General features: G+C 36.2%; 6 protein-coding genes. 4 read left to right on the top strand and 2 right to left on the bottom strand.

Annotated features, from left to right (window positions below; all coding sequences use genetic code 11):
• From E1171_RS24265 to E1171_RS10795, 4 genes are all read left to right on the top strand, one after another.
• Positions 1-606 (top strand): hypothetical protein (locus tag E1171_RS24265; RefSeq protein ID WP_222931467.1); only part of this gene is annotated, 606 nt, incomplete at its 5' end.
• A 158-nt stretch (positions 607-764) separates the two neighbouring features.
• A complete protein-coding gene (locus E1171_RS10805; RefSeq protein WP_155206020.1) occupies positions 765-1,397 on the top strand; it encodes an acetyltransferase in 633 nt (210 codons plus the stop codon).
• Between the two features lie 201 nt (positions 1,398-1,598).
• Entirely contained in the window at positions 1,599-2,567 is a 969-nt protein-coding gene (gene trhO / locus E1171_RS10800) for an oxygen-dependent tRNA uridine(34) hydroxylase TrhO (RefSeq protein ID WP_155206019.1), read from the top strand.
• Between the two features lie 113 nt (positions 2,568-2,680).
• Positions 2,681-3,562 (top strand): polyphosphate kinase 2 family protein, encoded by an 882-nt coding sequence (locus E1171_RS10795; RefSeq protein WP_155206018.1) that lies wholly within the window; start codon positions 2,681-2,683, stop codon positions 3,560-3,562.
• 198 nt (positions 3,563-3,760) lie between these two features.
• On the opposite strand, the gene E1171_RS10790 is transcribed toward E1171_RS10795, so the two are convergent.
• Together E1171_RS10790 and E1171_RS10785 are read right to left on the bottom strand one after the other, a co-directional pair.
• Positions 3,761-4,306: a hypothetical protein gene (locus tag E1171_RS10790; RefSeq protein ID WP_155206017.1), complete on the bottom strand. Its 546-nt coding sequence runs from the start codon at positions 4,304-4,306 to the stop codon at positions 3,761-3,763.
• Between the two features lie 336 nt (positions 4,307-4,642).
• Complete coding sequence (locus tag E1171_RS10785; RefSeq protein ID WP_155206016.1) at positions 4,643-6,313, bottom strand: hypothetical protein; 1,671 nt, start codon at positions 6,311-6,313, stop codon at positions 4,643-4,645.
• Between the last annotated feature and the right edge of the window lie 424 nt (positions 6,314-6,737).

Raw genomic sequence — 6,737 nt, 5'->3', positions numbered from 1 at the left:
ATGCTTTCCTGTTTCTTGTATCGTTGGATTAACCCTTATATGGTTTCTTTAAAACTTTGGAAAAGGTTGGCTTTTTGGTTTTTGTTATTGGTTCTTTTTTTCGGCGGATTTACACAGCTTCATCCCAATCTGTATGTTTCAAGATTTATTGGAGTAATAGTTGAAAACTATAAAATTTTTGAGAGTAAGTCTTCTTATGAAGATATGATAATTTATTCTGGGTTATCTTCAGAATGGACCAGCATAGTTTTTTATTTACCCAAAGCTTTATTTTCAGGTTTATTTCGGCCCATGTTATTTGAGGCGTCGACTTGGTTACAAATTTTGGCAGCATTGGAAAAAACATTATTATTTTTCATGGTGTTACGTTTTTTTTCCTCCAAGACAAAGTTCCCCGTCCAGAATCAACGTCCATATCTAATTGCTCTACTCCTGTTTATTTTAGTTTCTGCTACTGTTCTAGCATTTACGGCACCAAATTTTGGGACCTTAAATCGTTATCAAATTGGCTTTATGCCTTTTTTATTATTTCTTATCTGGCCCAATGCTAAGATATCTTTTCCCAGTTACTTTTTTAGGAGAAGAAAATTAAGAACCAAAGATTAATTAATAAGAAGTGATGGAAGAACATTGGGTTATTGATGTTTTTTTAAAACAAAGAAACCTAGGTTGACCTTTAATCTAGGAATATGATATAAAAGAGCATCTCAATTGAAGAATTGAAGAGATAAATGTACCTTTGCAGACCTTAAAATGAAGATGATATGGATAATCCGGTAATTATATTTGGAGCAGGTGGACTAGGGAAGGCTGCTTTGGAAATATTTAAAGACAATGGTGTCGTGGTGTATGCTTTTTTAGATGATGATAAAAGCTTGCACAATACAGAAATCAATGAAATCTCCGTTTTGGGAAGTACGGACGATGATGGGTTTCTTAAATATATTGGTAAAAAATGTGAAGCATTTGTGGCCGTGGATGAAAATACCATTCGACAAGATTTGGTGAAAATGTTAAACGAACGTCGAAAAATTCAGCCCGTTAATGCTGTTCACAAAAGTTCCATGATTTCTGAAGACGCCCATATTGGCCATGGAAATTTTATTAATTCAGCTGTGGTGATAGGAACTCAGGCAAAAGTTGGCAATCATTGTATTTTACATTCAGGAGCCATTATCGATTTTAGTGCCACTTTGGAAGATTTTGTTCAGGTGGGTGCCGGAAGTGTGATTAATACTGGTGTTCATGTGGGGAAAAATGCATTTATCGGATCAGGAGTAACTATTGTTTCTGGTGTTAAAGTGGGAGTAGGAGCTCGGGTTGGAGCAGGATCGGTGGTGATTTCTGATGTTCCGGCAGGCGAAACATTCTTTGGAAATCCTGCTCAAAAAGTTTAATTCTTTTGATTTGAGGTTAGGGAAAGCTTTAAAGTAATTAAGACTTGTGAAATCAGCGTTACAAAGGCCAATGGGTTAAATTCAGTTTTTTTAACCCCTGGTTAATTCAAATTAATCAGGGCTACTAATTCACAATTAATTTTTCATTAATAAATATTCATTAACAAAAACCACCTTGTATGCGACAAGGAAGGAGGTAAAATGGAAGAGAAGAACTATAGCATCTTACTTTACTATTGCTACACAACTATTGGGGAGCCAGAAGTTTTTCGGGAAGAGCATCATCAATTGTGTTTGGAATTGGGATTGTTGGGCCGTATTATCATAGCTGGTGAGGGTTTAAATGGAACGGTTTCTGGTTTAAAAGAGGACTGTGAAAAGTATATGCAAGCTGTAAAGGCTGACCCGCGTTTTGCCCATACCGATTTTAAAGTTGAACCACATGTCTCTCATGCTTTTCAAAAATTGTATGTCCGGGTTAAACCAGAAATTGTTCACGTTGGACTACATGATATTAACCCTAATGAAAGAACAGGTAAACATCTTGAACCCGATGAATTCAGGGAGATGAAGGATCATGATGATGTTGTGATCTTGGATGTGCGTTCTAACTATGAACATAAGTTGGGGAAATTTAAAAATGCCCTTACCCTGGATATTGATAATTTTCGGGAGTTTCCTGAGAAGGTAAAAGAATTGGAACATCTCAAAGACAAGAAAGTTTTAACTTATTGTACTGGGGGGATAAAATGTGAAAAGGCCAGTGCTTTCCTTTTGGAACAAGGTTTTGAAGATGTTTACCAATTACATGGAGGGATTATAAAATATGGGATTGAAGCTGGTGGTGAAGATTTTGAAGGCCAATGTTATGTATTTGATGGGCGTATTGCTAAGGAAGTCAATAAAGTAAACCCTTTGGTGATTTCAGAATGTTATATCTGCGGAACCAAATCAGACCGTATGGTTAACTGTGCTAATTCTCAATGTAACATTCATGTTCCCATTTGTCAAGATTGTGGTTGGGAATATGAAGGAGCTTGTTCGACAACTTGTAAGGATCATCCTAAAAAGAGAGTATATGATGGAACCGGTTACTATCAGAAGGAAATGAATGGGTACGATCCATCAAAAAATTCGAAACGTTTGAAAAAGGATAGTTTAAAAGCTTAATAGTTGCTATTAAAAAGAATATTGGATTATAAGAAATAATGAAAATGACTGAAGTGATTCAGTCATTTTTTTTGTTTTAGCCAAAAGGATTCCTTTTTCCAATTGAATTACCCATGAGCAAGGCTAAACAATTTAGGGTTGTAAACTCAAAACAGTTTACTCTTTCTGATTATCCTACCTCTTTTACAGGAATTTATAAATCCAAAAATGAGGCTTCCAGTGATTTAAAGAAAAACACTAAAAGATTGGCTGAATTACAATATCGGTTATTTGCTTCCAATAAATACGCGGTGCTCATTATTCTCCAGGCGATGGATGCAGCTGGAAAAGATGGAGTTATTCGACACGTGATGAGTGGGATAAACCCTCAAGGTTGTATTGTCCACAGTTTCAAACACCCCGAAAAATCTGAATTGGCCAGAAATTACCTCTGGCGTCATGTGATTGCTCTTCCTGAAAAAGGGATGATTAGTATTTTTAACCGTAGTCATTATGAGAATGTATTGATTTGTAAAGTTCATCCTGAGCTGGTCTTGAACGAGCGTATTCCTGGGTATGAAAAATTAACAAGTATTGATCAAAAATTTTGGCATCAACGATATCAACAGATTAACCGCTTTGAAGGGTTTGTTCACGATATGGGAACAATTGTTTTAAAGTTTTTCTTAAATATTTCTAAAAAGGAGCAAAAAAGAAGGTTTTTAGGGCGGCTCAATAACCTTGAAAAACAATGGAAGTTTTCCTTTAGTGATATTAGGGAACGCAATTATTGGGATGATTATATGCAGGCCTATCAACAACTTATTCGAAAGACTTCTACTTCCCATGCCCCATGGTACGTTATTCCTGCAGACCATAAATGGTTTACGAGGGTTACTATTAGTCAAATAATCATAGAGACATTGGAAAAATTGGATTTAAGATTACCGAAATTGGGTAGTGACCAGCAAAGCATTTTGGATTTGGGTAGAACAAAACTAGAGGATGAAGATTAATCTTCCACTTTATTTTCATTTGGTTATATATAACCATTTAATTGTCAATAAAAAATCCCATACAGGAGGGTTCCTGTATGGGGAGTTAAGAAAAAAAATGTTGACCACTGACAAATCTTAAATTGTTGGTAATTCTTTTACAAGAACTATATATTGATTGGATATAGGGTATTTGTGGGATCTTTCCCTTTTTGTTTTCTAGTATTCATTTTTCTTCAATTCAATTGTTAATCTCATGTTATTTCCAGTTTGATTAACCATAATGGGTCTTTTCCAATTATTACCATTATCAATCTGGTAAAGAACATTGTTATCCCCTCTTTGTTTGATGATGAATTTCGTATGTTCACTAGAAACAGATTGTTTAATTATATTTTCATTTCCTTTTTGAAGGATCTCAAATTCATTATTGCCAGCTTTTGAATTTATTTTTGAAAGGTTTTCATGACCTTCCTGGATAAGAGTTGTTTTATTTCCTTTTCCCGATATATTGACTATGGTTGTGTTTCGAATACCATCCTGATATATGATTGTATTATTGCCAGAATGTGTATTGTTTTTGTGTGAGGAATGATTTTCTGATGGTGTAGGCCAATTGTAAAGACTTGGATATTGATAGAGATTAATCAACAGTTGCTCTTCCTCGTTTATTATATCTTGATCTTGGCTAAAGGATAAGTTTGAAAAGAACAACCCCGCTAAAGTATAAAGGATGGTAAATTTTATTTTATTAGGGCTTTTCATGTTTTGTAGTATTTCTGGAGAGAGGGAATAAGCAGCGCAAAGAAAGAATTGCGCTACTTATTATTTGGATTTTGACAAAAGAACTTATTTATAACGGATTGGGATTTATGGAAGAAAACTTATGTTGACAAACTCTTCATCTTTTCCTTTGTTAACAAGTAGATTTTTAGTCTACTAAATTTGGGATCTGATCTTTAGGATCTTGAAGTAGTCATCCCAGTATTTTTTCTATTTTATATCTAACCCAAATTTACCATTTTATAGTGCTCAGTTCATTTGTCGGGTTTTAAAAAGTGGTCAGAAATAAATGACCACTTTTTAATAAAGATGATTGGCTTAATGGGCATTAATGTTGGTTTGAGTAACAATGGCAGTATTGGCATGGTCTTTTTGTACCACTAGGGATGCATTAGCGCTGGCATGTATGCGGTTTCCAAAGTTTGTTTGGGTTACAATAGCTTTGTTAGCAAATCCCTTTTGGAAAACTGCTGAGGCGTTAGCTTCGGCATCAATTGCTAAGGCACCAATATTGGTTTGTGTCACTAAAGCAAAGTTTCCTGCTCCAATCTGCTCGATTAAAGAAAGGTTGGCTTGCGCACTAACTGAAAGTGCATCTGCATTTGTTTGAACGGTTTTTGCAAAGTTTTTAAAGCCTATCTGAATGGTTGCGGCTTTGTTAGCTTGTGCAGCTGCAGCAGCAACTGCTACGTTGGTTTGAACGGTAGCTGCTGAGTTCAATGCGCCGATTTGCAAAGTGGCAGAAGCATTTGCTTGAGCCGCGAGAGCACCTATTCCAATATTAGTTTGTACAACAGCAGCATGGTTTCCAAATCCAACTTGAGCGATTGCTGCAAAGTTAGCTTGTGCGGCAGCACTAAGGATATTGGCATTAGTTTGAACTACAGCAGCACTGTTGGCTTTTCCAAGTTGAGCAATTGCGGCTTTATTTAGTTGAAATGCAAGTCCTCCAACTGATTTATTGGTTTGAATTGCAGCGGCATGGTTAAAAGCACCCTTCTGAGCAATTGCTAAAGCATTTGCCTGGAAGGCAAGACTTAGAATGGAAGCATTAGTTTGAACAGCAAGAGCAGTATTGCCTAATCCACGTTGTGCAATTGCAGATGCATTTATCTGAGTAGCAGCACTTAAAATAGAAGCATTGGTTTGTACTACCGCAGCATGGTTCAATGCACCTTTTTGCGCAATGGCAGATAAGTTAAGCTGATGTACAGCGCTTAATATATCCGCATTGGTTTGTACTACTTTAGCTGAGTTTGCAAATCCTCTTTGTGCAATTGCAGAAGCATTGGCTTGAACAGCAGCACCTACAATATTTGTGTTGGATTGCAATACGGTAGCATGGTTTAGAATTCCTCTCTGTATAATGGCAGATTTGTTAACCTGAATAGCTAATCCTCCAATATTGGTGTTCTTTTGAGCCACCAAGGCTTGGTTTGCACCTACTTGAATTATTTTGGAATTGTTAAGCTGGCCGCTAAGCGACAAAACCGAAGTGTTGTTTTGAAAAACTTCTGCAGCATTTGCCCCAATTTGCAAAATAAAACTATTATTAACCTGGAATGCTTTGGACAGGATATTTAAGTTTTTCTGTGCAACCAAGGCAAAGTTAGCACCGAACTGAAATATGTCCGAATTGTTTAGCTGGAAGTTAAACAAGGCTGCAGCTGCATTCCTTTGAATAACTACGGCCTTATTCCAACCAAATTGGAAAATAGCTGATCTGTTGGCCTGTAAGCTTAATCTACTTAAAACATTCAAGTTGGCTTGATCAACAAAGGCTGCATTACCAACTCCAGCCTGGAAAACTAATGACTTGTTAAGTTGGAGGGTAAACCTGGCTGCAACATTAACATTGGTTTGGGTAACTTTTGCGAAATCATGAGAACCCACTTGTATAACAGCAGAGGCATTTGCCTGTCCGTTTTGGGCCCAAACTTGGGTAGCCACTAGTGCAATGGCCAGAAATGATAAAATTAACTTTTTCATAATTGTGATTAGGTTTTTTAAATAGGTGAGTAAAATTGATTAAGGTGATAAAGGTTTTAAGGACTTTGAAAATTTAAGGCCTATGTGAAGCCAAAGGCAGGCAAGTAATGGGCTGCCCAATTGTTAAGATTAGATCTTTTTCTCATTGAAGAAAATGTTTAGGGTTGGTAATAGATAGGTTATTAAGTGATTAGAATTGAGTTTCTTAAAGCTGAATTTTCACTGTGAGGGTGCCTAGAGAGCCATATTTTAAAATTTTTAATCAAAGTGTAGGGGGAAATGGGATGGTACAACGAGTTATAGCAAAGCAATAGCAATACAGTGGGGTTCTTTATCGAAAAGAAAACCTGAAGGTGTAGTGGAGAAATTAATATTATTTGAAATTGGTGTGGGTTTCTTATTGCCAATAAGAGACAAACCCATT

Source organism: Xanthovirga aplysinae (genome assembly GCF_009711365.1).
GTDB classification, from domain to species: domain Bacteria; phylum Bacteroidota; class Bacteroidia; order Cytophagales; family Cyclobacteriaceae; genus Xanthovirga; species Xanthovirga aplysinae.
Note: the sequence above shows the minus strand (reverse complement) of the source record. Positions and strands in the feature narration are given on the sequence as shown.